The following is a 23654-nucleotide window of genomic DNA, read 5'->3' as shown; positions in this document are numbered from 1 at the left end:
GCAAGCGCCGTCAGCGGCGGCGGATGAAGACGTCGTCGACGAAGTGGATCGAGGGTGAGGCCGGATCCGGGCACGGGTTGCGCCCAGCGGCCGAGTTCGAATACCAGCCGCCGAAGCCGATGCGGTTGATCGGATTGGGCAGAGTCCCCACCAGGTTCATGCCGGTCCGCTCGATCAGCTTCTGGCCGTTGACCCAGACCCGCACCAGCCCGTCGGACTGGCCTGGCTGGTTCAGCCGCACCTCGGTGCGGATGGCGTACCAGCGCCCGCGCCGGAACACGAAGGGCGCATCGATGATGCCCCAGTCGACCGGTCCGCCGTTGTAGGCGATCGACAGGTAGGTGGTGTCGGTCAGCCCGCAGTAGTTGCTGTCGGGCGCCGAGGCGCGTGACTCGAGCACGATGTCGAAGGCGTTGCGCTGGCTCGCAGCGTCGAAGGCGCTCAGGCGCAGGATCTTCATTCCTGCGGCGAAATCGAAGCCGCGGGCGTAGAAGTCGTGGAAACCGACGACGACATGGCGTGCCTCGATCTCGCGTGTCGCACTGCCCACGTCTTCGTTGCGCTCGAAGCTGACCTTCAGCGCCTGCTCGCCGGATCGTGGGCGCTCGCTCGACGGCACCATGCCGTGAATGCCAGTCCAGCCATGGCAGCCCGCCTGCGGCGGTTGGGCCCAGCAGGCTTCGGACTCGTCCTCCAAGTCACTGCGGAAGAGCAGTTCGCCGGGCCAGGCCGCCGAGGCGCCGAGCCACAGTGCGGCCAGCACGAGCACTGGCCTCATGGCGTGCTGCGCGGTTTGACGCCCCAGACCGGATCGTCGTTGTAGCCGGTGGCCTGCACCGGGAAGTTGGACGCATGAATGATGCGGTTCCAGCCTTCCGCCGCGCCCGGGGCGCCGTGGTCGACGGCGTACGAGATCGCCGGCATCAGGTTGCCCCAATACGCGGTCGGCTCCGTCGGGTAGCCGCTTTCGAGCGGCTCGCCGAGGTCGCCGCTGGTGGGCAGCCCCATCTCGCGCGCGACGGCGCCCCAGCTCGCATACCAGGGGCCGCTGCCGTCTGACCAGTCGGCATCGTTGGTCTTGGCAAAGGGCACGGTGTACTGCGCGGCGTAGCGGTACGAGAACGCACCGGCGCCACTGCCGCCCAGGCGCCCGACGATGGCCTTGTACTTGTGGGCGCGAAAGGCCTCCAATCTCGTCTGGCGCGACGGGCTGTTCACGCGCAGCTCGCTCAGGTAGCCGACGGTGCCGGTGAAGAAGTCGTCCATCCACGACGCGGCTTCCCAAGGGTCGGTGTTGGTGTAGTGCTCATAGGGTTCGACCTGGCCCAGCGGGTTGTTGGCGGTCGCGACATAACGCGCGTGGTAATGGTCGATGTTGGCGTCGACGCTGGCGACCAGTTCGGCACGCAGCGGGTCCTTGTCGGGCGTCAGCGCCGCGGCCAGGGCCAGCGTGCGCAGGGCCCAGGCGGCGCCCCGGGTGGTGTTGGCGCCGGCGTTGCTTTCGAAGACACCTTTGGTCGTCTGGCGCGTGGTGTCGGAGTTCTTCAGGAAGTTGCCGGTGGCCACGAACTGCGACTCTTCGAGCGCGTAGTGCCAGCCGCTCACCAGGTAGGCCATCGCCCCGACGGACGGGTGGTGCGGCGAGTCGTAGGCCGGCGGGCTGGCGCCGGTGGGCGTGGGCGTGTAGCTGCCGTTGCTGGAGCCGCCGATGAACAGCACGCCCGAGCCTTCGCTCATCACCAGGTGCGGGTAAGCCGAGAACTTCAGCGGGCGGTGGGTGGTCTCGTCGCGGTAGTGCACGCCGTAGCGGCCGGCGGCGAAGGTGTTGACGAGGACGGCCTTGTACGCCCGCGGATCGCCGAGCGTCGTCAGGTAGGCCACGTCCCACTCGGGCAACAGGCCGATCGACGGGTGGTAGCCGGTGGCCCCCATCACCGGTGGAAAGTCCGCCTGCATCAGCGGCGTGTAGCTGGTGCTCAGGCGCTCGTACAGCGGGCTGCTCTTGACGGTGGCGCCGCGGTAGTTCGGCACCAACCGCGTCGACATCAGGTAGGCGGCATCGTGGCGCGGCGTGATCTGCGGGTCGGCCGTGCCGAACCAGTGGGTCAACGTGCTGCCACTGGCCAGTACCGCGCGTTGGTGGTTCAGCAGCGTCAGGCCCTGGTTGAAACGCGTCGTCGTGCCCAGCGTGAAGCTGACGTTGCCCGATCGGGCGCCAGGCTTGGGCACGTTCAGGTAGCCGTTCTCGACCCACGGCAGCACCTCGATCTGGCCGCCCTTGTAGCTGCGCACCTCGAGCCAGGCCACCAGGTGCTTGTCGCTGCCGATCGGTCGGCGGTAGGTGAACGACGACATCTGCGGGCCGCTGACGACCGTGCGTTCGGGCGAGCCCCAGTCGTCCACGCCCCAGGTGGCGGCACCATAACTGCCGAACTGCACGCTGGCGGTGAGGCCGGCCTTGGCCAGGCTGGCCGGGCCGATGGCCTTGCTGGCGCCGTCGTCGGGCGCAGTGCTCAGTGTGACGGTCTTCGGCACCTGAGGCGACAGCGTGGCGCGGCCCGACAGCACGGCGAACTTGGCACTGCCGTCCGGCCAGCGGTTCTTCACGACGAACTGAAAGCCCGGCAGGTCGGCGACCAGCACCTGCGATGCCGGCACGTCGCCTTGGCGCAAGGCCTGGCCGATCGTGAACGGCAGCTTGGTGCCGCCGGTGGCGCTGGTCAGTTGCAGCGTGGTGGTGGTGGCGGCCAGCGTGGGCAACGCCAGCACGGCCAGCATGGCAGCGGCGGCGAAGCGGCGAATCGAAAGCAGAGTCATTGAGGGCCTCTCAGTGCAGCTTGAAGATCCAGGCGTTCTGGTCGATGTCGTTGACCAGTGCGAAGACGCCGTACTGCGGCACATAGCCCCAGCGGCCGAACGTGCCTTGCACGGGCGCCGGCACGCCGGGGCCGGCGTTGGTGGCGACCTGCGTCCAGGCGGCGCTGTCCATGTCCAACGCATAGACCTTGCTGCCGCCGTGCCACGCGACGATGCGGTCGGCCACCGGGTCGTAGGCGATGCCGGGCGATTGCTGCGAGGTGACGAAGCCAGGCGCGCCGGTGGTCGCCATCGTCGTCATCTTGTTCGTCGCCAGGTCGATGATCTGCACGCCGTCGCCGATCATCACGAACTTGCGGCGCTTGCTGTCGATCGCGGCCGACAGGTGGTAATCGACGAACTGCTCGGCGGTGTTGAGCTTGCGGTACTTGTTCGTCTCGAGCGTGTAGGCGTAGAAGTCGGCGTTGTCCTTGACGAAGACCTGCTTCGTCGCCGCGTCATAGACAGCCATCGTGCCGAAGCCGTCCAGCGCGAAGTCCGGGATCATCAGCTTCCACTTCTTCTGCGGGAAGTTGTAGGTCCAGGTCGCCGGCTCCTGGTAGCCACAAGGAGCGAGCGAGCCATTGACCGCGAACAGCCGCTTGGCATGCGTGATGTAGGCCATGCCGCCATAGGTGTGGCGCGAGGTCGGCGTGCCGTCGGCCAGCGCCGAGTGGCAGTCGGCTTCCGCGGTGTGCGGGCTCGGGTCGGTGATGCGCTTCATCCTCCTGGTGCCGACGTCCAGCGCATAGAGCTCGTTGCCCCAGTAGTCGCTGTGCCCGCCGCCCCACACCAGCAGTCGTCCCTTGACGGTGTCGACCGTGCCGCCATTCCAGGCATGGACGATGTTGGGCGCATGACCCATTTGCGGTGGCGAAGGCAGCACCGAACGGATCTTGGTGTTCGGCAGCTCTTGCCATTGACCAGGCGCCAGCGCTTCGATCCAGGCCGGGCGAGCAGGGTGGGGCATGGGATCGGCGGCCCGAACCAGCGGCGCGCTCATGGCCGCAGCGGCAGTGAGCAGCAATGCAGCAAAACTTCGAACAGGCATGGGTCAAACCTCGTCGTGTTGATGGGGCGATTCGGGTGTTTTGCAAAGGGGTGTTACGGCGCGCTCCGGTGTGTCCGGTTTGAGCGGCGCGTTGCGAATCACTGGGAGAGGTGAGTGAGATGGGGATGACAGACGCGTGGCTTGGACAGGTGTGAGCCGCACTCGGACCATAAGGTTGAAGTTGGCTTGAAGGTCAATCCACTGCGGTGTTACCAAATGAGAATCGGTGAACTGTCCAAGGCGACGCGGTTGAGCTGCTCGTGCATCCGGTATTACGAAGCCAAGGGCTTGATCCGCTCGGCGCGTCGCGCCAATGGCTACCGCGAATATTCAGCGGACGCAGCGATGCTGCTGAACCTGATCACCAACGCCCAGCGGGCCGGCTTCACGCTCGATGAAATCAAGGCCTTGCTGCCGGCCGACGAGCCCAGCCAGTGGCGCCGAGACCACTTGCTGTTTCATCTGAACGGAAAGATCGCCGATCTGGACGCGCAGCTGCAACGCATGTCGGGCAGCAGGCAGGTGTTGCAGTGGCTGGTGCAACAGGTCGAGAGCAAGCCCGATGACCTGCGGTGCGCCGAGTACGCGCAAACAGTGATCGCCGGCTTGGTCCACGGCGGCTGGGCAGCGGCACCAGCCTGTGGCGACTGACCAGCAAGCTCAGCCGGCCCGGGTCAAACCCTCCCGCAATGGCCGTTCGGCCAGGGGCAGCAGGATGCGCAGCGTCAGCCCGTGCGGCGCCGTGTCGGCCAGCTCCACGTGGCCGGCATGCCGCTCGACGATCTCCTTGACGATGGCCAGGCCCAGCCCGCAACCGTTGCCTTCGTGCGTGCCGCGCACGAAACGCTCGAACACGTCGGCGTGCAGCGCCGCCGGAATGCCGGGGCCGGTGTCGCTGACCTCGATGAGCGCCTGCTGGTTCTCCGCCGCCACCCGCACGGTGACCTCGCTGCCGCGGCCGGCGTAGCGCAGGGCGTTGTCCAACACATTGGCCAGCGCCTCGCGCAGCAGCAACGGGATGCCCAGAACCTCGACCGCGGGCTCGGCGGCCTCATCACCTTCTGCGTCTTCGTTGCTCGGCTCATAACCCAAGTCGATGCCGGCCTGGCGCGCACGGGGCACCAGCTCGGCCGTCAGTACGCGTGCCAGGCGGGCCAGGTCGACCCGGGTACGCGCCTGCACGGTGGCGGATTCGGGCTCGGCGCGGGCCAGCGTGAGCAGCTGATTGACCAGGTGGGCGCTGCGGGTCGCGCTTTCGTGCACGCGCTGCAGCCGGGCATGCAGCGCCGGATCTTGTGCGTCCTTCAACGCCAGCTCTGTCTGGCTCTTCAAGCCGGCCAACGGTGTGCGCAGTTGATGGGCCGCGTCGCTGATGAAGCGCTTCTGCGAGACCACGTTGTGTTGCACGGCGCCGAGCAGGTCGTTGATGGCCTTGGCCAGCGCGCGCACCTCGCTCGGCGCGGCGTGCAGCTCGATCGCCGTCAGGTCGTTGGCAGCCTTGCCTTCGACCAGGCTGCGCAAGCGGGCCAGCGGCGCCAGCCCGGCGCGGATGCCGGCCCAGACGATCATCGTCATCAGCACGATCAGCGCTGACAGCGGCAGCACCGTGTCGACGAGGATGCGACGCGCCAGTTCCTCGCGGTTGGCGCTGTTGCGGGCCACCTGCACCAGCATCGTCTGCATCGGTTCGGACTCGTCGCCGTAGCTGAGGTACAGCGCCGCCACGCGCAAGCGCTCGTTGCCGCTTCCGCTGGCCGCCGCGATCTCGCCGTTGTAGAAGTAGGGCTCGCCCAGCGCGGGCTGGGCCGGGATGTCGCGTGGCGGCGGCAGGTTGCGGTTGCCGAGGATGAACTCGCCGGGCGGCGAGCTGACCGTGTAGAGCACGCGGTCGTTCGGGTCGGCTTCGAGAATGTCTTGCGCCGCCCGCGGGAAATCGATGAAAAGCCCGTTGCCGATCGGCTTGACCTGGCGCGCCAGCGAGCGCGTGGCTTGCGACAGGGTGGCGTCGACGGCCGCATTCGCGTAGCGCGCAGCCAGGTTGTAGGTGACGAAGGCGCCGCCGATCCACAGCACCAGCTGCGGGACCAGCAACCAGATCAGCAGCTGGCGGTGCAGCGACTGACCGCCGGCAGACGGTTTACCGGACAGGTTGGTGGCCCTTTCGGGTGGGGCGGTGGCTCGACGCCACCACGTCAACCAGCTGAGCACTTGGTGTCCCGTCCTGCAAGTCGCTGTCAGGACGCTTGGTCGGCCTCGGCCTCGAGCAGGTAGCCCAGCCCGCGCACGGTGCGGATTGCCAGCGCCGATTGCTCCAGCTTGCGGCGCAGGCGGTGGATGTAGACCTCGATCGAGTTGGTGCCGCTGGCGACCTCGGTGCGGTCCAGCGCCCATGCCTGTTGGATCTGGTCCTTGGTGACGACCTTGTCGCGCTGCGACAGCAGCAGGTCCAGCAGCATCCACTCGCGCGGGCTCAGGTCCAACGCCTCACCGCGCACAGCGGCGCGGCGGGTGTCGCGGTCGAAGCTGAGGTGTCCCAGCTCGGCCGAGTTGCCCAGCGGGCGCGTGCGGCGCAGCAGTGCGCGCAGGCGCGCCTCCAGCTCGGGAAAGTCGAAGGGCTTGGTCAGGTAGTCGTCGGCGCCGGCGTTCAAGCCCGCCACCCGGTCGTCCAGGCTGTCGAGTGCCGTCAATACCAGCACCGGCAGCGCCGGCTTGGCGGCGCGTACGCGCTTGAGCACCGTCAGCCCATCGACCAGCGGCAGCCCGAGGTCGAGGATGGCGAGGTCGAACGGTTGCTTCAGCAGCAGGTATTCGGCCACCGCGCCGTTGGGGGCGTGCTCGACTTCGAAACCGGCCTCACGCAGCTGGGCGGAGAGGGCATCCGACAGGATCGCGTCGTCTTCAGCGAGCAACAAGTTCATGTTCGAAAGCTTAACGCGTCGTTGCCGTCCGCGACATGTGGGCTCACCCGAAGGCGGCGGGCCGGCGCTGCACCAGAATGCCCCTGCCATTGGCTTCTCGCCGCTGCGGCGTCGTCCCCTTGCCCGAATCGCTCGTCATGCCCCTGGTCCCGCTGGACACGCACACCGCGCTGTACCTGCTGGGCGTGGTCTACCTGCTGATGTCGGGGCTGGTCTGGATGATCCTGCGTCCGCACCACGACGCGGCCGCGATCGGGCTGTGGTGCGGCGGCGGCGTGATCATCGGCACCACCTACCTGCTGTTCTCGATGCGCGGCGCGATCCCGGTGTTCTGGACCACGCTGGTGCCGGTGGCTGTGGGCCTGTTCGGGCTGGGTCTGCGGATTTGCGCGTTGTTCCGCGAGAGTGGCCGCAGCCACCGCTGGCGCTTGGTGATGCTGGTCACCACGCTGGCCATACTCTCGATCATGCTGTCCGGCGCCATCGATCCCGCCTGGCGACGGCCGGTGATCAGCCTGATGATGGCCTCGGCAGCGGGCTGGCTCGCCCTGCTGGCGCGCGAAGTCGGCAGGCAACCCAACGGGCGCGGCGCCGAGCTGATCACGGTGTCCTATGTCTTCTTCGCGTTGACCTACCTGCTGCGCCTGGCGGTCGGTCTGCTGGGCTATTCACGCGGGTCGCATCTGGCGCCGACCCTGGCGCCCACGCTGGACCTGGTGCTGGTGATGGCCGGCGGCCTGGTGGCCGGGATCTTCGGCAATGTTGGCTATGTCGGCCTGGCGCTCGAGAGTGCCCGTATTCGCCGCGAGGCCCAGGCGCGGGCCCTGCAGCAAGAGCAGATCCAGCGCGGCGCCGCCGAGGCGCGCGCCGCTGCGCTGGCCGAGCGCCTGGCCGAGCGCGAAGAGTTCGTGCGCGTGCTGGCGCATGAGGTACGCCAGCCGCTGAACAACGCGTCGGCCGCCCTGCAAAGCGCCGACGCCGCACTGCATGCCGATGCCCTGGCCGACCGTGGCGAGGTGCAGGAGCGCCTGCAGCGAGCGCAAAAGGTCATCGGCCACATCGTCGGTGCGATTGACAATACGCTGGCAGCCACCACTGTGCTGGCCAGCCAGCAGCCGCTCGCGCCTCGCGACGCCGACGTCGACATGCTGATCGAGCTGAGCCTGGGCGACCTGGATCCGCGCCAGCGCGCGCGTGTGCACCGCGAACGCTCGTCGCATGCGCGCACCGCGGCGATGGACATCGGCCTGATGCGGCTGGCCCTGCGCAACCTGCTGGCCAACGCCTTGGCCTATTCACCGCCCGATTCCCCGGTGATGCTGCAGGTCAGCGACAGCGACGAGCCGTTGGGGCTGGTGTTCGAGGTGCGCGACGAAGGGCCCGGTGTCGCGCAAGATGTGCGCGAGCGACTGTTCGAACGTGGCGCCCGCGGCAACCACGGGCTGCCAGGCCACGGGCTCGGGCTCTATGTGGTCCACCAGATCATGCTGCGCCACGGCGGCCAGGTCAGCTGGGCGCCGAATGAGCCCCGGGGCAGCGTGTTTCGGCTCTGGTTACCACTCGTGGACTAGGTGGGAGCGTTTGATCCCAGGTTTTTGATGGTGCATTAAGCGCGGCGGTCCGCCAGCCGGATCCGCCGCCACTTGGCAATTTGAAGGGGCGGTGTTGTGCGCGCCTCGCTGACAGCGGCATCAGATCCGGCTGAAGTCTTCGGGTTGCGTCGCGCGGGTCGCCTCTGCGGCCAGTTGATTCAGCAGAGCCACAGGATCGGCATGCACCGCCAGCATCGATTGCTGGTGCTGGTCGACGAAGCCGGCTTGCTGGGTGTGGGCCATGAAGGCCAGCAGCGGGTCGTAGAAGCCTTCGACGTTGAGCAGGCCGATCGGTTGGTCGTGGTAGCCGAGGTGGCGCCAGGTCCAGACTTCGAACAGCTCTTCGAAGGTGCCGATGCCGCCCGGCAGCGCGATGAACACATCGGCCAGTTCTGCCATCAGTTTTTTGCGCTCATGCATCGTCTGCACGACATGCAGCTCGGTCAGGCCGCGGTGGCCGACCTCGCGGTTGACCAGGCGTTCAGGGATCACGCCGACGGCCTCGGCGCCGGCGGCCATCGCCGCGTCGGCCGTCGCGCCCATCAGGCCGACGTTGCCGCCGCCATAGACCATGCGCCAACCGCGTTGGCCAATTTCACGACCCAAGGCTTGAGCAGCAGCCAGAAAGGCCGGTGAGTTGCCGAAGCGGGAGCCGCAGTAGACGCAGATGCTGAGCTTCTTCATGCGGCAAAGCGGGCCCACAAGGCCGCGCCCCAAATACCCACGCACATCATCAACGCCATCCACACGGCCGCGCTGGCCACGTCCTTGGCCCGGCCTGACAGCACATGGCGCTCGGGCCCGATGCGGTCGATCGCGGCCTCGATCGCCGAGTTCAACAGCTCGACGATCATCAACAGCCAGATGCAGCCGGCAAGCAGCGCCACTTCGACCCAGCTGCGGCCGACCCAGAACGACAGTGGCACCAGCACGACGGCGAGTGCGGCTTCCTGGCGAAACGCACGCTCGCCTTGGTAGGCCATGCGCAAGCCGCGCATCGAGTTGATCCAGGCTTGGCGCAGGCGGCTCAGGCCGCTCAGGGTCTTGGGCTCGGAAGAAATGGTGGGAGGGGCTGTGCTCATCGGGCCCGATTCTGACAGGCCCCCAAGGCCCGGGCCTGCGTCAGGCGGCAGTCGTTTTCACCGACCGGGCATCGACCAGGCGCGTGCCGCAGACCACGTCGTGCCAGAACTGGCGTTGCGGGTTCAGGCGGGTGAGGGCGGCATAGGCAGCCACGCCGGCAAAGAGGATGCCGAAGATGCTGGCACCGCTCTTCAGACCGGACAGGTGGGCCGCCAGCAACGCGGGCGCGAACCAGAGCCAGCACAGCAGGTAGCGCATCGCGGCGCGCGCTTGCGACACGGGGCGGCCATGCGCGTCGAGCAGCTTGATGTGCCAGGCCTTCATCGCCACGGTCTGGCCGCCGCGCGACCAGAACCAGGTGAAGTAGATGCCGAGCACGATGAAGAGAAAGGCCTGCAATCCCAGGGTGCCTTTCAGCGCATGGTGCATCTGTGTGAGCGATGAATACAGATAACCCGCGATCATGACGACGCCGAACAGCAGCACGCCTTCATAGACGAAGGCGGCCATGCGGCGCGACAGCGCCGGCGCTGTCGTGTTGACAGCGGGCGACGGGGCGTCGCTCGCGGTGGTGGGCGTCGCGCTCACTGCGCCGACGACGCGGCGCCAGCCGACTGAGGAGTCGCACCTGAAGGCGCCGGCGACACGCGCGACGACTTGACCGGTCGCGGCAACGCAGCGCCCGGTTTGGGCAGCAAGGTGGTCTTGTCGACCTGTTTCGGCGTTGCTGCAATCTTGGGCTGGCCGGGCCGCTGGTGCAGCGGCGGTCGAGGCGTGGCGGTCACCAATGACGTCGTCGCCCCGCGACTGCCCTGCACGATCGTGGGTGCCACCGGCTTGGGAGGCTGGGTGTTGCCTCGCGTCGGCGCAACGATATTGGATTTGGGTGCTTGGGCGTCCACCGGCGCATTGCGCAACGACGCCGACGGACTGCGCGGCTGGCTCTTGACCGGGCTGGGCTTGGCGCGAGCGGCCAGCGCAGCACGCTCTTCTGGCGTCAGGGCTTGGTAGGCCTCCCAGCGAGCTTGCCGATCCTGCGGTGCCACCTGCTTCGATTGTTGGTAGTTGATGCGGGCCTCGGTGCGCTGGGACGGCGACAGGCGCGCCCATTCGGTCATCCGTTCGCGCACCCGCTCTTGTTGTTGTGGCGGCATGGTGCCGAAGCGCGATGCGACTTCCAGCCATTTCTGCTTGCGGGCGGCATCCAGGTTGTCCCAATCGCCGCGCAAGGGCGTCAGCGCCTTTTGCTGAGCCGGTGCCAGCTGCGACCAGGTTGGCCCAGTGGCGACGGCCGGCGGCGCTGCGAGCACAGGCAGCGCCAAACCCACCAGCAGGGCCAGGGCGGCTGTCGAGCGGTCAAGGGGAAGAAAGCGGCGCAAGCTCACGTCAGCGGGTTTATTGGGGGTCGTCGTCTTGCTTGAGGAATTCGACAAAACCGGCATCGCTGTAGGCGTCCGGCGGCAGTTCGTCGGCCAACAAGGCCACGTCGACGTCGGCCGCCGCCTCGATCTGCTCACGGTCGTGCCACTCGTCGATCGCGATCAAGCCAGCCACCAGCACCACCAGCGGCATCACCGAGGCAAAACGGAACAACCAGCCGGGCTGACGGCCCAGCGTGGCGCTGCGGCCTTTGCCGACCACCACCTCGGCCGGCGCTGTCGCGCTGGCCGAAACCGGGCGGGCGGCGCGCGCGCGCGCCAGCGCCTGCTCGCGGGCGACGCGAAGGCGTTCGGACACATCGTGCGGGGTGCGTTGGGCCTGCTCGTTGAGCAGCGCCCCGATGCGCAGGCCGAAGCGCGCCTCAAGGCGCTCGGCGTCGGCGGCCGAATGGTTGGCGGTGTTCATGGCGCGATTCCCTTGGCTCTGAGCGATTTCGCCAGCGCATGAACAGCCCGAGAGCAATGCGTTTTCACGCTGCCTTCCGAGCAACCCATGACCGTGGCGGTTTCTGCAACATCCAGTTCTTCCCAGTAACGAAGCAGGAAGGCTTCGCGTTGACGGCCGGGCAGCAGGGCAATCTCTTTCTCTATCAAAAGCAATATCTGTTCCCGTCCGACCGTCTCTGCGGCGCTTTCGGCACCGAGCGAGCCCTCGACGGTAGCGAGTAATTCGAGCAGGTCGAAATCGGAATCTTCGTCGCCACCGTCGAAGTCCGACAGGTTGGTCATGACGGCGTTGCGCACTTTTTGGCGCCGGAACCAGTCCATCGTCGCGTTCGACAGGATGCGCTGGAACACCAGGGGCAGCTCGGCCGCCGGCCGGTCGGCATATTTCTCGGCCAGCCGGATCATCGAGTCCTGGACGATGTCCAGCGCCGCGTCATCGTCGCGCACGGCGTAGGCCGTGCGCTTGAACGCGCGCTTTTCAACGCTCTTGAGGAAGTCGGTGAGTTCTTTGTCGGTGGCCAAGGCGCAAGGGAGCCGCAGCCCCTCGAAATCGGCGGCGATTATGTCATTCGACGTGCAAGAGGCTCCGCGAAGCTGTCAGACGATGCAATAATGCTGCTTCGCACAATTTGCGAACTCGTCGTTCAGGCCGCCCCGACCAAGGGTCACGGCAATGTTGATCGCGCAGGTTCCAAGTCCGCCTCACGAGGGCGCGAGGAGGTTCACCGATGGTTTTTCGTCAGAGAAATTCACAAAGGTTCGAAATGGACATGTCTGCCGCGGAAGTCAAGCGTGCCGCTTCGGCACAACCGCATTCTTCCTCCCCCTCCGCTGAGCCGAACGGCTCTGAAATCCTCGTCCGCTGTCTTCAGGCTGAAAGCGTGAAGTACCTCTGGGGCTACCCAGGCGGCGCGGTGCTCTACATCTACGACGCGCTGTACAAGCAAGACAGCATCCAGCACGTGCTGGTCCGCCACGAACAGGCGGCCATCCACGCGGCGGACGGCTACGCGCGTGCCACCGGTGAGGTCGGCGTCGCGCTGGTCACCTCCGGACCAGGTGTCACGAATGCCGTGACCGGCATTGCAACGGCCTACATGGACTCGATCCCGATGGTGATCATCACGGGCCAAGTTCCGACGCCGGCGATCGGTCTGGACGCGTTCCAGGAATGCGACACCGTCGGCATCACACGCCCGATCGTCAAGCACAACTTCCTGGTCAAGGACGTGCGCGACCTGGCCACGACGATCAAGAAGGCTTTCCACATCGCCCGCACCGGCCGGCCTGGCCCGGTGGTGGTCGATGTCCCGAAGGACGTGTCGCTGAAAACGGCGCCGTTCCACTATCCCGAGCGCGTCGAGATGCGCTCGTACAACCCGGTCAAGAAGGGCCACGGTGGCCAGATCCGTAAGGCAGCGCAGCTGTTGCTAGGCGCCAAGCGGCCTTACATCTACACCGGTGGCGGTGTGATCCTGGGCAATGCCTCGGCCGAGCTGCGTGAGCTGGCCGAGATCCTCGGCTACCCCTGCACGAACACGCTGATGGGTCTGGGCGCGATCTCGTCAAGCGACCCCAAGTTCCTGGGCATGCTGGGCATGCACGGCACCTACGAAGCCAACATGACGATGCAGCACTGCGATGTGCTGCTGGCCGTCGGTGCGCGCTTCGACGACCGGGTGATCGGCAACCCGAAGCACTTCGCCTCGGTCGAGCGCAAGATCGTCCACATCGACATCGACCCGTCGTCGATCTCCAAGCGCGTGAAGGTCGACATCCCGATCGTCGGCGACGTGAAAGACGTGCTGCAGGAGCTGATCGCGCACCTGAAGGAGTCGACCGCCAAGCCGGACAAGGAAGCCGTCAACGCCTGGTGGTCGCAGATCAACGACTGGCGCAAGAAGGAATGCCTCGCCTACCGCAAGAGCGACGACGTCATCAAGCCGCAGCACGTGATCGAGACGCTGTGGCAGCTGACGCGTGGACGCGACACCTACATCACGTCCGACGTCGGCCAGCACCAGATGTGGGCCGCGCAGTACTTCGGATTTTCCGAGCCGCGCCGCTGGATCAACTCCGGCGGTCTGGGCACGATGGGTGTGGGCCTGCCGTACGCGATGGGCATCAAGCTCGCCAAGCCGGACAGTGATGTGTTCTGCATCACCGGCGAGGGCTCGATCCAGATGTGTATCCAGGAGCTCTCGACCTGCCAGCAGTACAAGACGCCGGTCAAGATCGTTTCGCTGAACAACCGCTACCTGGGCATGGTGCGGCAGTGGCAGGAGCTGGATTACCAGGGCCGCTACTCGCACAGCTACATGGACGCGCTGCCCGACTTCGTCAAGCTGGCCGAGGCCTACGGCCACGTCGGCATCAAGATCGAGAAACCGTCCGAGGTGGAGCCGGCGCTCAAAGAGCTGATCCGCCTGAAGGACCGTACCGTCTTCCTCGACGTGCGCACCGACCCGACGGAGAACGTCTGGCCGATGGTCAAGGCGGGTAAGGGCATCTCCGAGATGCTGCTGGGGTCCGAGGACCTGTGACGGCGTGAAGGCCGCCGCTGCGTGCGTGGTTACCGCCACGCGGGCGACAGCGGCCGAATCACCGGCACAGCCTCAGACCATTCGTTGTTCCTGTTTCTAACGGCGTGGCCAAGCGCCGGCGGTTACCGCCGCCGGCCGTGAAGAGCGCGCCAGGAGAAAGCTCATGAAACACATCATCGCCGTGCTGCTCGAGAACGAGCCCGGCGCCTTGTCACGCGTGGTCGCCTTGTTTTCGGCCCGCGGCTACAACATCGAAAGCCTGACGGTCGCACCGACGGAAGACCCGTCGCTGTCGCGCATGACCATCGTCACGACCGGTTCGGACGAGGTGATTGAGCAGATCACCAAGCACCTGAACCGCCTGGTCGACGTGGTCAAGGTCGTCGACCTCACCGAGGGTCAGTTCACCGAGCGTGAGCTGATGCTGATCAAGGTCCGTGCGGTCGGCAAGGAGCGCGAAGAGATGAAGCGCATGGCCGACATCTTCCGCGGCCGCATCATCGATGTGACCGAGAAGAGCTACACGGTGGAGCTGACCGGCGACGCCGGCAAGCTCGACGCGTTCATCGAGGGCATCGACCGCGCCGCCATCCTCGAAACCGTGCGCACCGGCACCAGCGGCATCGGCCGCGGCGAGCGCATCCTGCGAGTCTGACAACCACCCCGAAAGCGCCTGGCGGCGCTCTCCCTCAAGGGGCGCCGCCAGCGGACCGGCATAGCCGGATCCGCAGCAGCACTTGTACCGATTTCACCTGGAGAGAACCATGAAGGTCTACTACGACAAGGACGCCGATCTCAGCCTCATCAAAGGCAAGAACGTCACCATCATCGGCTACGGCTCGCAAGGCCACGCCCACGCGCAAAACCTGAACGACAGCGGGGTCAAGGTCACCGTGGGCCTGCGCCGCGGCGGCGCGTCGTGGGCCAAGGTCGAGAAGGCTGGCCTGAAGGTCGCCGAGGTGGCCGAAGCGGTGAAGAGCGCCGACGTGGTCATGATCCTGTTGCCGGACGAGCAGATCGCTGAGGTCTACAAGAAAGAGGTCGAGCCGAACATCCGCGATGGCGCCTCGCTGGCCTTCGCCCATGGCTTCAACGTGCACTACGGCCAGGTGCAGCCGCGCGCCGACCTGGACGTCTGGATGGTCGCCCCCAAAGCCCCGGGCCACACGGTGCGCAACACCTACACCCAGGGCGGCGGCGTGCCACACCTGATTGCCGTGCACGCCGACAAGAGCGGCAAGGCGCGTGACCTGGCGCTGAGCTATGCAGCGGCCAACGGCGGCGGCAAGGCCGGCATCATCGAGACCAACTTCCGCGAAGAAACCGAGACCGATCTGTTCGGCGAGCAGGCCGTGCTGTGCGGCGGCACCGTCGAGCTGATCAAGGCCGGCTTCGAAACGCTGGTGGAAGCCGGTTACGCGCCGGAGATGGCGTATTTCGAGTGCCTGCACGAGCTGAAGCTGATCGTCGACCTGATCTATGAAGGCGGCATCGCCAACATGAACTACTCGATCTCGAACAACGCCGAATACGGCGAGTACGTCACCGGCCCGAAGGTCGTGACGGCCGAGACCAAGAAGGCCATGCAGCAGTGCCTGAAGGATATCCAGACCGGCGAGTACGCCAAGAGCTTCATTCTCGAGAACCGCGCCGGTGCGCCGACGCTGATCTCGCGCCGCCGCCTGACCGAAGAGCACCAGATCGAGGTGGTGGGTGAGAAGCTGCGCGCGATGATGCCGTGGATCAAGGCCAACAAGCTGGTCGACAAGAGCCGCAATTGATCGCGCATTCGAGCGGGCCTGCCGCTTGATGTTCAAGGGGCCGCCTTCGGGCGGCCTGCTTACTTCCGGCGACACGCCTGCGTTATCCTCCCCGCCCATGCCCGAACCGGACCTCACGCCAGCTGACATCGTCGCAGTCGCGCCGAATGACGATGACATCGAGTTCCACGAGCCGCGCCGTCTGCGCCGCCGTGGCATCTACATCCTGCCCAATCTGTTCACGCTGGCGGCCCTGTTCGGTGGCTTCTACGCGATCGTCATGGCGATGAATGGCCGCTTCGAGCAGGCGGCGTACGGCATCTTCACCGCGGCGTTGCTCGACAGCCTGGACGGCCGGGTGGCGCGCATGACCAACACCCAAAGCGCGTTCGGCGAGCAGATGGACAGCCTGTCCGACATGGTCAGCTTCGGTGCCGCGCCGGCGTTGATCGTCTACGAATGGGTGCTGAACAGCCTGGGCAAGGCCGGCTGGATCGCCGCCTTCGTCTACTGCGCCTGCGCCGCGCTGCGCCTGGCCCGGTTCAACACCAATATCGCGGTGGTCGACAAGCGCTTCTTCCAGGGCTTGCCCAGCCCCGCCGCGGCGGCGCTGGTGATCGGTTTCATCTGGGTGATGGACGACGCCGGTTACCAAGGCCCCGCCCAGTACACCGGCCTGCCGTGGGGCGCGTTCTTCCTGACGCTGTATGCCGGGCTGACGATGGTGACCAACGCGCCTTTCTACAGCTTCAAGGACGTCAGCTTCAAGCGCACGGTGCCCTTTATCGTGATCGTTGCGATCGCGCTCGGCATTGCGCTGATCACGATCCACCCGCCGATCGTGTTGTTCGGCCTGTTCTGCGCCTACGGCATCTCGGGTTACGGCGTCTACGTCTACCGCAAGGTCAAGGGCAAGCCGGTCAGTGTGATCGCCACCTCGACCGATGAGCCCGACGAGCGCGGTCTGCACTGAGTTTTCCTTGTTGCACCGCCGCATTCGCGTGTTATATTGAATCAACATGACCCGTCCGTCGATCACCATTGCCACGCTGCTACTAGGAGCTCTCTGGGCTCGCTGATCGACCACGTCCGTCCTCTGTAAATTCCCCCCCCGATCAACGGCCCGCAATGCGTAAGCAGCGGGCCGTTTTTGTTTTGTCCACCACCCTTCGAGACCGCCATGGCTGACAAGCTCATCATCTTCGACACCACCTTGCGCGACGGCGAGCAATCGCCCGGCGCCTCGATGACCAAGGACGAGAAGCTGCGTATAGCGCGCCAGTTGGAGCGACTGCGTGTCGACGTGATCGAGGCCGGTTTCGCTGCCTCGTCGAACGGTGATTTCGAGGCCGTGAAAGCCATCGCGGCGGCGATCAAGGACTCCACCGTCTGCTCGCTGGCGCGCGCCAACGATCGAGATATCTCGCGCTCGGCCGAGGCGCTGGCAGGTGCCGCCAGCGGCCGCATCCACACCTTCATCGCCACCAGTGCGCTGCACATGGAGAAGAAGCTGCGCATGACGCCGGACCAGGTTTTCGAGCAGGCCAAACTGGCCGTGCGGTTCGCGCGCAACCTCTGCGGCGACATCGAGTTTTCGCCCGAAGACGGCTACCGCTCGGATCCCGACTTCCTCTGCCGCGTGCTGGAGGCGGTGATCGACGAAGGCGCGACGACGATCAACATTCCCGATACGGTGGGCTACGCGATCCCCGAGCTGTACGGCAACTTCATCCGCCACCTGCGCGAGCGCATTCCCAATTCGGACAAGGCGATCTGGTCCGTGCACTGCCACAACGACCTGGGCATGGCGGTGGCCAACTCACTGGCCGGCGTGAAGCTCGGCGGCGCGCGCCAGGTCGAATGCACGATCAACGGCCTGGGCGAGCGTGCCGGCAACTGCTCGCTCGAAGAGGTCGTGATGGCGGTCAAGACGCGCCGCGACTACTTCGGCCTCGAGATCGGCATCGACACCACTCAGATCGTGCCGGCATCGCGCATGGTCAGCCAGACCACCGGCTTCGTCGTGCAGCCGAACAAGGCGGTGGTCGGCGCCAACGCCTTTGCCCACGCCAGCGGCATCCACCAGGACGGCGTGCTGAAGGCGCGCGACACCTACGAGATCATGCGGGCCGAAGACGTGGGCTGGTCGGCCAACAAGATCGTGCTGGGCAAGCTGTCGGGCCGCAATGCCTTCAAGCAGCGCCTGCAGGAACTGGGCGTGGCGATGGAGTCGGAGGCTGACATCAATGCTGCCTTCACCCGCTTCAAGGACCTGGCCGATCGAAAGAGCGAGATCTTCGACGAGGACATCATCGCGCTGGTCAGCGACGAAAGCGTTGCTCATGACCATGAGCACTACCGTTTTGTCGCGCTGTCGCAGCGCTCGGAAACAGGCGAGCGCCCGCACGCCCGCGTGGCTTTCGCCATGGGCGAGGAAGAGCACGTGGCCGAAAGCGATGGCAACGGCCCGGTGGACGCCAGCCTCAAGGCGATCGAGTCGAAAGCTCAATCTGGCGCCGAGATGTTGCTGTATTCCGTGAATGCCATCACGTCCGGCAGCACAGAATCCCAGGGCGAGGTGACCATTCGGCTGCAGCATGGTGGCAGGGTGGTCAACGGCGTGGGCAGCGATCCGGACATCGTCGTTGCCTCCGCCAAGGCCTACCTCGCGGCGCTGAACAAGCTGCATGCCAAGAACGAAAGGGTCGCTGCGCAGGGCTAAACCGGAGCAATTCGGTGCCGAACCCGCGCTAGACTCGCCTCGCTTCTGAGTCGAGTGGCCCCAACGGCGCACTTGAGGAAAGACATGCAAGTTTTTGATCTTGCATGTCTTTTTTGTTTCTAATAGACTCAGCGCCAGCACAGCGGTGGCTTTCAAGACACACGACAGAATGCTCAAGTTCAGAATTTCGCGGCAATGGTTGGGCATGGTGACTTTGGCCATGGGGCTGGCCGTTTTCGGCTCGACCGCTGATGCGAAGGCGCGTCGCCCGGGCACCACCACCGCGCAAGCCGCTGCTGCGGCGAAGAAGGCGCCGGCCGCCCGTACCAGCACGCGTGCCAAAGCCTCGGTTGCGGCGCGCAGCACGCGCTCGGTCGCCTCGCGCCGCTCGGTGGTCCGCGCCGCAGAGCCGCCACGCCGTTCCTTTGGTCAATTGGCCGGCTTGCACGCCACAGACGATCCGCTGGATCTGAAATCCAGCGTGGCTTTCGTGCTGGATCAAGACACCAACGAGGTGTTGCTGAACAAGAACTCCAAGGCAGTGCTGCCCATCGCGTCGATCACCAAGCTGATGACCGGCTTGCTGATCAGCGAGGCCAACCTGCCGATGGACGAGCTGTTGACCATCACCGAAGAGGATGTCGACACCGAAAAGGGCAGCTCGTCGCGACTGCGCCCGGGCACCCAATTGACCCGCGGCGAAATGTTGCACCTGGCGCTGATGTCGTCAGAGAACCGGGCCGCCAACGCGCTGGGCCGCCACTACCCAGGCGGTTTGACGGCTTTCGTGGCGGCGATGAATGCCAAGGCCAAGCTGCTGGGCATGAACGACACCCGTTATGTCGAGCCCACCGGCTTGTCGAGCCGGAACCAGTCGAGCGCACGTGACTTGGCGATGCTGGTGAAGACGGCACACCAGGTGCCACTGCTGCGCGAGCTCTCCACTTCTCCTGAATATCAGGTGGCCGTGGGATCGCGCCAGCTGCAGTACCACACGACCAACCGCCTCGTGCTGAACCCCAGCTGGGACATCGGCCTGCAGAAGACTGGCTACATCAGCGAAGCCGGGCAGTGCCTGGTGATGCAGGCGCAACTGGCTGGTCGCAAGCTGATCCTGGTGCTGCTGGATTCAGCCGGCAAGTATTCGCGTATCGGCGACGCCGAGCGCATCCGCAAGTGGCTGATCACCAGCCCTTCGCTGCCGACCGCCGCCACCCCGGAAGTGGCGCCTGCCGTGGTGGCGCACGAAGCCAGTGCCGGCTGAGAGAGCCGGCATTGAAAGCGCTCAGCCTCGATGGCCGAGCGCTGAAGATATCTGCGCCGCGGTCGACTTGACGCGGTCCAGCCACGACTCTTCCAGCCGGTCGGCGGGGGCCGAGATCGACAAGCCGGCGACCAGTTTGCCCTGGTCGTCGAAGATCCCGGCTGCCATGCAGCGGACCCCCAGCTCCAGCTCCTCGTTGTCGCGCGCGATCGCGTGGCGGCGCACTCCGGCCAGTTCACGCTCCAGTGCGGGCAGGTCCGTCAGGCTGTTGCGCGTGTGACCGGCCAAGCCGGTGCGGGTGGCATAAGCGCGCACGCGTTGCGGGTCGTCGTAGGCCAGGAAAAGCTTGCCGACCGAGGTCAGGTGCAGCGGGGCGCGGCCGCCAACGGCGCGCACCACCTGCATGCCTGAACGTTCGCTGTAGGTTCGTTCGATGTAGACGATCTCGTCGCCCTGGCGCACCGACAGGTTGACCGGCTGATGGGTGAGCTTGTGCAGGTCGCGCATCGGGCCCAGCGCGGCGTCGCGCACGTCCAACCTGGCCTTGACGAGGTTGCCCAGCTCCAGCAGGCGCATGCCAAGCCGGTAGCTGCCGGCTTCGGGGCGATCGACGAAGCGGCCGGCGGCCAGGTCGTTGAGGATGCGGTGGGCGGTAGAAGGGTGCAGCCCGGTGGTTTCGCTCAGCTCCTTGAGCGAAACGGGATCCTGGTGTGACGCCAGCACGTCGAGCAGGCCAAAGGCCCGCGCAAGCACCTGAATGCTGGGGGACGAGCTGTCTTTTCGAGTCATTGTTTGGCATCCTTCCGAGGACCCGATTTTGCATGGCGAAAATAGGCGCGTCTATCCGAAATCGTTTCCATGGCTTGGCGTGTGCCATGCGCGCCGCGGTGATCGCTGCTTCAGGAGCGCATTGGGTGGCCCTGGCAGGGCTATTCCTGCACCGCGGCCAGCCCTGAACGCACCGCACCTTCCAGCGTGGCCGGGTAGGGGCCTTGCACATGGTCGCCGGCGACCGTGACGCGCCTGTGCACCCGTGCCGGGGCGCGCTGGAGCAAGGGCTTGCAGGCGAAGGTCGCGCGCTTTTCGGTGCGGCTGGTCAACCATTCGACCGCGCCGTGTTCAACGGCCGGAAATGCTTCTTCCCATTGATTCATCAGAGCGGCGCGCGTGGCCTCCGTGCCAGCGTCCACCCAGGCTGCGGCGCCGCTGACCACCATGGCATAGGTGTGCTCGGGGCCGCCCAGCGCGCCCAGGTCGAAGCCGAACTGTGCAGGCCGAAGACCATCGGCCCGCAACGCCATCATCGGCTGCGACCACCGTGCCTGGGGTGCGCGAAGCCAGGCCGTGATGATGGGCTGGTAGCTGAAAGCGGCGGCGCCCCGGCTCCATTCGGGCGCAAGCTTGGCCAGGAGGCGGGCAGCTTCACCCGGCGGTGTGGCGACGATCGCATGGTCGAAGGCTTCGCCATCGATGGTGACCGCCTCATCGGTGACGGCGATCGACATCACACGCCGGCTCAAGGCAACCCGCGCGCCGTGAGCTTGCAGCCACTCCAAGGCTGCGGTGGGCAGCAATGCATCGAGCGGCGCGCGCGGCAGCAGCAGATCCGCCGCGCCGGGAGCACCGAACAGTGCATCGCGCAGGACCGTGAGCAGCACCTGGGCGCTGGCCTGCTCGGCTGGCGTGTTCAGCGCCGCCACACAGAGCGGCTCGATCAGCTCGCGATAGGCCTGCGGCGGGCACTGGCGTGCCAGTTCGGCCACCGTCATCGACGGCGGGCAGCGAAACCCTTGCAGGCGCCAGCGTGCGGCCAGTATCAGCAGGCCAAACCGATCACGCCAGGGCAGGTCGCGCCATCCGAGCACCCCACGCGCGAAGGCGGGCAGGGCGGGGCCAGGGGGCAGGCGCAGGCCGCTGCCATCGGGGTAACGCAGCGTCAGGGGTTGGCGGTGCAACACGGCGGCCGGGTCCACGCCGACCTGTCGCATCAGCGCCAGCGTGTCGCGGTAAGCGCCGATCAGGATGTGCTGGCCGTTGTCCAATGTCAGCCCGTCGCGGGTCACCGAACGGGCGCGGCCGCCGAGTTGCGGTGCCATCTCGAACAAGCTGACCTGGTGGCCGAGGCTGCAGGCGCGAACCGCCGCGGCCAGTCCGGCCCAACCACCGCCGACGACGGCAACCCGACGCGAAGCAGCGGGCGCAGTCACCGACTCAGGACATGCGTGCGCGCCGCGATCCAGAGCTTGCGCAGCGGCGTCAGCGACGTGCGTTGGTGCAGCACCTGGAACTGGCTCTTCTCGATTTCGCGCAGCAGCGTGCGGTAGATGTTGGCCATCATCAGCCCCGGCTTCTGGGTCGAGCGGTCGGCGTCGGACAACAAGGCCATGGCTTCGTCGTACAGGCCATGGGCACGCTCGGCCTGAAAGCGCATCAGCGCCTGGAAGCGGTCGCTGTAGCCCCAGGGCGTTTCGCGCTTGAGCAGCTCGTGCGCCTTCACGTCGAACTGCTGCAGTTCGTTGATCGGCAGATAGATGCGCCCGCGGCGGGCGTCTTCACCGACGTCGCGGATGATGTTGGTCAGCTGCATCGCCAGGCCCAGCTTGTGGGCATAAGCGACGGTCGAGTCTTGCGTGCGGCCGAAGATGTTGCAGGCCACTTCGCCGACGACGCCGGCCACCAGGTGGCAGTAGGTGGCCAGCGCCGGGAAGTCGAGGTAGCGGTTCTGCGTCAGGTCCATCTCGCAGCCTTCGATGACCGCGTGGAGTTGGCGCATCTCGATCGCGTAGTCGGCGGCCAGCGGCATCAGGGCCTGCATCACCGGGTGCGTGGGTTTGCCGGCAAAGGCTTGCGCCACCTCATTGCGCCACCAGGCCAGCTTGGTCCGCGCGACGTGCGGGTCGTGCACCTCGTCGACCACGTCGTCGACCTCGCGGCAGAAGGCGTAGAACGCGGTGATCGCGGCCCGCCGCGGCGGCGGCAGGAACATGAACGCGTAGTAGAAGGACGAGCCGCTGCCGGCGGCCTTCTCCTGGACGTACTGCGCGGGCGTGTGAGCGGCGGGGACGGTCAACGCGCGACTCCAGGCGAGTGCACGATCGCGCGCCAGAGCAGGCGGGGCGCGTCCCGGCGACCCAAGGCCGGGCGTTGCGACAAGGTGGCGAAATCCATGGCGGCGATTTTCTCAAGAATGCGCAGCCCGCCTTGCACGACGAGCCGAAGTTCCCAGCCAGCGCGGCCCGTAATCTGTCGCGTCAGCGGTGCGCCTTCGAGCATCAACTGTTGGGCCCAACCGCACAAGTCGCGGACCAGGGTTTTTTCGGCCTGGCCCGCAGGCCCGGCCTGGACGGCGTCGGCGCGAAGGCCGTGGCGGGCGGCATCGGCCAGCGGCAAATAGCAGCGGCCGCGTGGCAGGTCCACGCTCAGGTCCTGCCAGAAGTTGATCAGCTGCAACGCGCTGCAGACGGCGTCGCTGCGGGCCAGCGCCGATTCTTCGCGGATACCGTACAGGTGCAGCAGCAAGCGGCCGATCGGGTTGGCCGAGCGGCGGCAGTAGTCGAGCAGCGCGGTGCGGTCGGGGTAAAGGGGGTTGCCGGTGTCTTGAATGAAGGCGTCCAGCAGGTCGTCGAGCAGGTGGAGTGGCAGCGCATGGTCGCGAATGGCCTGCGACAGCGGTGTGAAAACGGCCGCCCAGCGGGGGGCGGGCACCTGCCCGCTTGCCACGCGGGCGAGCTCCGCCCGATAGGCGGCCAGGTCGGCCTGGCGCTGGGCTACGGGTGCGTCGCCCTCGTCGGCCATGTCGTCGGCCACGCGGGCGAACCAGTAGATCGCGGTGATCGGGGCACGCAGCGGCCGCGGGCACAGCCAGGATGCGACCGGGAAGTTCTCGTAGTGCTCGACGCTCACAGGGCGCGGATTGTGCCTTTGCACGCTTGGGGCGGGTTTGATGCGGGAAAGCGTTGACGGCGATCCGTGCAGACCC

23 protein-coding genes are annotated in these 23654 nt (G+C 66.4%); 8 read left to right on the top strand and 15 right to left on the bottom strand.

The annotated features are described in order from the left end of the window. Positions 1–10: 10 nt before the first annotated feature. From VFY73_RS10285 to VFY73_RS10275, 3 genes are read right to left on the bottom strand one after another with little or no spacing between them, the layout of a single operon-like run. Positions 11–778: a polysaccharide lyase gene (locus VFY73_RS10285; RefSeq protein ID WP_329718298.1), complete on the bottom strand. Its 768-nt coding sequence runs from the start codon at positions 776–778 to the stop codon at positions 11–13. Next, on the bottom strand, positions 775–2817 hold the full coding sequence (locus VFY73_RS10280; protein ID WP_329718296.1) for a hypothetical protein: 2043 nt from the start codon (positions 2815–2817) through the stop codon (positions 775–777). The genes VFY73_RS10285 and VFY73_RS10280 overlap by 4 nt, the downstream gene beginning before the upstream one ends. 10 nt (positions 2818–2827) lie before the next feature. After that, entirely contained in the window at positions 2828–3907 is a 1080-nt protein-coding gene (locus VFY73_RS10275) for a hypothetical protein (protein WP_329718294.1), read from the bottom strand. Between the two features lie 216 nt (positions 3908–4123). Between VFY73_RS10275 and VFY73_RS10270 the strand changes: the two genes are divergently transcribed. Further along, entirely contained in the window at positions 4124–4558 is a 435-nt protein-coding gene (locus VFY73_RS10270; protein ID WP_329718292.1) for a MerR family transcriptional regulator, read from the top strand. A 9-nt stretch (positions 4559–4567) separates the two neighbouring features. Here the strand turns inward: VFY73_RS10270 and VFY73_RS10265 are convergent, their stop codons facing one another. After that, a complete protein-coding gene (locus tag VFY73_RS10265; protein ID WP_329718290.1) occupies positions 4568–6115 on the bottom strand; it encodes a sensor histidine kinase in 1548 nt (515 codons plus the stop codon). A 26-nt stretch (positions 6116–6141) separates the two neighbouring features. Next, a complete protein-coding gene (locus VFY73_RS10260; RefSeq protein WP_329718288.1) occupies positions 6142–6825 on the bottom strand; it encodes a response regulator transcription factor in 684 nt (227 codons plus the stop codon). A 137-nt stretch (positions 6826–6962) separates the two neighbouring features. On the opposite strand from VFY73_RS10260, the gene VFY73_RS10255 reads away from it, so the two are divergent. Continuing rightward, positions 6963–8396 (top strand): HAMP domain-containing sensor histidine kinase, encoded by a 1434-nt coding sequence (locus VFY73_RS10255; protein WP_329718286.1) that lies wholly within the window; start codon positions 6963–6965, stop codon positions 8394–8396. Between the two features lie 120 nt (positions 8397–8516). Here the strand turns inward: VFY73_RS10255 and VFY73_RS10250 are convergent, their stop codons facing one another. From VFY73_RS10250 to VFY73_RS10225, 6 genes are read right to left on the bottom strand one after another with little or no spacing between them, the layout of a single operon-like run. After that, on the bottom strand, positions 8517–9101 hold the full coding sequence (locus tag VFY73_RS10250; protein ID WP_329718284.1) for a TIGR00730 family Rossman fold protein: 585 nt from the start codon (positions 9099–9101) through the stop codon (positions 8517–8519). After that, positions 9098–9499, bottom strand: coding sequence for a diacylglycerol kinase (locus VFY73_RS10245; protein WP_329718282.1), 402 nt, complete (start codon positions 9497–9499; stop codon positions 9098–9100). Before VFY73_RS10245 ends, VFY73_RS10250 begins: the two co-directional genes overlap by 4 nt. A 40-nt stretch (positions 9500–9539) precedes the next feature. Then, positions 9540–10088 carry an RDD family protein gene (locus VFY73_RS10240; protein WP_329718280.1) on the bottom strand — a complete coding sequence of 183 codons (549 nt, stop codon included), beginning with the start codon at positions 10086–10088 and terminating at the stop codon, positions 9540–9542. After that, entirely contained in the window at positions 10085–10885 is an 801-nt protein-coding gene (locus tag VFY73_RS10235) for a DUF3106 domain-containing protein (protein WP_329718278.1), read from the bottom strand. Before VFY73_RS10235 ends, VFY73_RS10240 begins: the two co-directional genes overlap by 4 nt. Before the next feature lie 10 nt (positions 10886–10895). Next, on the bottom strand, positions 10896–11345 hold the full coding sequence (locus VFY73_RS10230; RefSeq protein WP_329718276.1) for a DUF3619 family protein: 450 nt from the start codon (positions 11343–11345) through the stop codon (positions 10896–10898). Continuing rightward, positions 11342–11908, bottom strand: a complete 567-nt coding sequence (locus tag VFY73_RS10225) for an RNA polymerase sigma factor (RefSeq protein ID WP_329718274.1) — start codon at positions 11906–11908, stop codon at positions 11342–11344. Before VFY73_RS10225 ends, VFY73_RS10230 begins: the two co-directional genes overlap by 4 nt. Positions 11909–12150: 242 nt before the next feature. On the opposite strand from VFY73_RS10225, the gene VFY73_RS10220 reads away from it, so the two are divergent. The 6 genes from VFY73_RS10220 (at position 12151) to pbpG (ending at position 19675) form a co-directional block, all read left to right on the top strand. Then, the gene (locus VFY73_RS10220; protein ID WP_329718272.1) at positions 12151–13929 is read left to right on the top strand and encodes an acetolactate synthase 3 catalytic subunit; all 1779 of its coding nucleotides are present in this window, start codon (positions 12151–12153) and stop codon (positions 13927–13929) included. A gap of 163 nt (positions 13930–14092) precedes the next feature. Continuing rightward, the gene (gene ilvN, locus VFY73_RS10215) at positions 14093–14584 is read left to right on the top strand and encodes an acetolactate synthase small subunit (RefSeq protein WP_329718270.1); all 492 of its coding nucleotides are present in this window, start codon (positions 14093–14095) and stop codon (positions 14582–14584) included. Positions 14585–14693: 109 nt separating this feature from the next. Further along, positions 14694–15710 carry a ketol-acid reductoisomerase gene (ilvC, locus tag VFY73_RS10210; RefSeq protein ID WP_329718269.1) on the top strand — a complete coding sequence of 339 codons (1017 nt, stop codon included), beginning with the start codon at positions 14694–14696 and terminating at the stop codon, positions 15708–15710. A 97-nt stretch (positions 15711–15807) separates the two neighbouring features. Next, complete coding sequence (pssA, locus tag VFY73_RS10205; RefSeq protein ID WP_329718267.1) at positions 15808–16662, top strand: CDP-diacylglycerol--serine O-phosphatidyltransferase; 855 nt, start codon at positions 15808–15810, stop codon at positions 16660–16662. 207 nt (positions 16663–16869) lie between these two features. Continuing rightward, positions 16870–18411: a 2-isopropylmalate synthase gene (locus VFY73_RS10200; protein ID WP_329718265.1), complete on the top strand. Its 1542-nt coding sequence runs from the start codon at positions 16870–16872 to the stop codon at positions 18409–18411. A 169-nt stretch (positions 18412–18580) separates the two neighbouring features. After that, on the top strand, positions 18581–19675 hold the full coding sequence (pbpG, locus tag VFY73_RS10195; protein ID WP_414654441.1) for a D-alanyl-D-alanine endopeptidase: 1095 nt from the start codon (positions 18581–18583) through the stop codon (positions 19673–19675). Between the two features lie 21 nt (positions 19676–19696). On the opposite strand, the gene VFY73_RS10190 is transcribed toward pbpG, so the two are convergent. From VFY73_RS10190 to hpnC, 4 genes are all read right to left on the bottom strand, one after another. Further along, positions 19697–20464, bottom strand: coding sequence for an IclR family transcriptional regulator (locus tag VFY73_RS10190; RefSeq protein WP_329718263.1), 768 nt, complete (start codon positions 20462–20464; stop codon positions 19697–19699). Between the two features lie 140 nt (positions 20465–20604). After that, on the bottom strand, positions 20605–21882 hold the full coding sequence (gene hpnE, locus VFY73_RS10185; RefSeq protein WP_329718261.1) for a hydroxysqualene dehydroxylase HpnE: 1278 nt from the start codon (positions 21880–21882) through the stop codon (positions 20605–20607). Next, complete coding sequence (gene hpnD, locus VFY73_RS10180; RefSeq protein WP_329718259.1) at positions 21879–22745, bottom strand: presqualene diphosphate synthase HpnD; 867 nt, start codon at positions 22743–22745, stop codon at positions 21879–21881. The genes hpnE and hpnD overlap by 4 nt, the downstream gene beginning before the upstream one ends. Continuing rightward, entirely contained in the window at positions 22742–23578 is an 837-nt protein-coding gene (gene hpnC / locus VFY73_RS10175; protein ID WP_329718257.1) for a squalene synthase HpnC, read from the bottom strand. Before hpnC ends, hpnD begins: the two co-directional genes overlap by 4 nt. Positions 23579–23654: the final 76 nt, after the last annotated feature.

Source organism: Ideonella sp. (genome assembly GCF_036277275.1).
GTDB lineage: Bacteria > Pseudomonadota > Gammaproteobacteria > Burkholderiales > Burkholderiaceae_C > Ideonella.
This window is presented reverse-complemented; position numbering and strand designations above follow the sequence as displayed.